Raw genomic sequence first — 1,566 nt, 5'->3', positions numbered from 1 at the left:
AGCCGGGGTCGTTCAGGTCCGCCACCCGCGGCTCGAGGCCACCGCAGCGCAGCGGCTCGGTGCGCTCGCGGACCCAGCGCGGGCAGCCCTCCGCGTCGAAGGGACGGGAGGTCAGCAGCAGGTAGGTGCGCTCTGGCAGGGTGTCCGGGCTGGGGATGAAGTCCAGCAGGCTGCCATCGGCGTCCGGCGGGCGCAGTTCGTCCAGGCCGTCGAGGCAGATCAGCAGCGGCCCATCGAAGCCGGTGCGTGCCCGGGCGAGCTGGCGATAGGCGGCGAGCCCGGCGGCCAGGCTGGCGGGTTTGTCCGCGGCCTGCTCGTCGATGCGCGGCAGGCGCATCTCGTTGTCGTCGGCCAGGTCCAGGCTGCGCTTGAGCTCCGCCTCGAGCAGCGGCAGCAGGCGAGCGGGGCCGTAGCTGTACTCGCGGCGGATGAAGACGGCGGCGACGCGCAGGGGCTCGCTGGGCAGCAGTGGCTGGTCGTCCAGGTTGGCCTGCAGACCATGCACGAACAGGCTCTTGCCAACATGGCCTGGGGCCTGCAGCCAGAGCACGCCGCGGTCGTTACCGGCGATGAAGTCGCGCAGGGGTGCGCGCAGCCAGTCCGGGGAGAGGTAGCGGGCCTCGAAGGCCAGGGTGTCGAACAGGGCCAGGGTGCTGGCACGGCCGAGAGCGAGCGGCCCGGTGTCGGCCTCGGGCAGCGGCGGCAGCGGGCGGCGACCGGCGTGGCGGTGCAGGTCCGGCACCTGGTGCCAGTGGCGCGACATGCGGTGGCCGCGTCGGTAGTCGAGCAGGTCGAAGCGGTGGGCGCGGCGATCATGGCCGTTGACGAAGAAGATGTCGCGGTACCCGCACAGGGCACAGACGCGCGCGGCCAGGTGGGGCGCGAGGTCCAGCGGCTCGGCGCCGTGCTGTTGGAGCAGTACCGGTGCCGGTTCGAGTCCGCCCTCGGTCGCGTCGTTGCGGTGGTCTGGAATGCTAGGGGCGCCCACCAGCTGAACGCTGTCGCTGCCCGGCATGCGTACGGCGAGGGTCAGATCGTTCCAGGGGGTCTCGGCGACGGCAAATCTCAGGCCCTCGGCCAGCGGCATCGGCTTGGGATGCTTGTCCATGCCGATGCGGGCCCACTCCTGTCTGGGCAGATCACCCAGGAGCCAGTGGCGCAGGGCCGCGACGATCTCGGTCTGGTCATGGCGCCAGGCGCCATGGCCCTCACGGTTGCGTAGCGCCACCTGGTCTCCCAATGCCTGGGCGAAGGGCGTGGGCTTGCCTTTGGCATCCAGGATCAGCCGGACCAGGCGCAGCGCGGGCGGTGCCGACGATGAGCGGGCCGCGTCGAGCAGGCCTGGCGCCAACTCGTCGCAAAGCAGCGTGCGCCAGGTGCCCATGGCCGGCATGCGGCCGTACAGCCTGTCGTGCACGATGGCGGCGAGGGCGCCGTCCGGATCTCGCCGCTCGGCCTCGGCGGCCAGGATGGCGGCTGGCAGCTTGATCAGCACCTCGGCCAGGTCCCGCAGCTGCCATAGTGCGGCGGCGGCATTGCCGGCGGCGAGGAGTTGCCCGAGGGCGA

1 protein-coding gene is annotated in these 1,566 nt (G+C 72.1%); it reads right to left on the bottom strand.

Features of this window, described 5'->3' with window-relative positions; all coding sequences use genetic code 11:
* Positions 1-1,566: hypothetical protein (locus THIDRDRAFT_RS26335; RefSeq protein WP_007043384.1), on the bottom strand; the 1,566-nt coding region annotated here is incomplete at both ends.

The sequence above is a fragment of the Thiorhodococcus drewsii AZ1 genome, assembly GCF_000224065.1.
Lineage (GTDB): Bacteria > Pseudomonadota > Gammaproteobacteria > Chromatiales > Chromatiaceae > Imhoffiella > Imhoffiella drewsii.
This window is presented reverse-complemented; position numbering and strand designations above follow the sequence as displayed.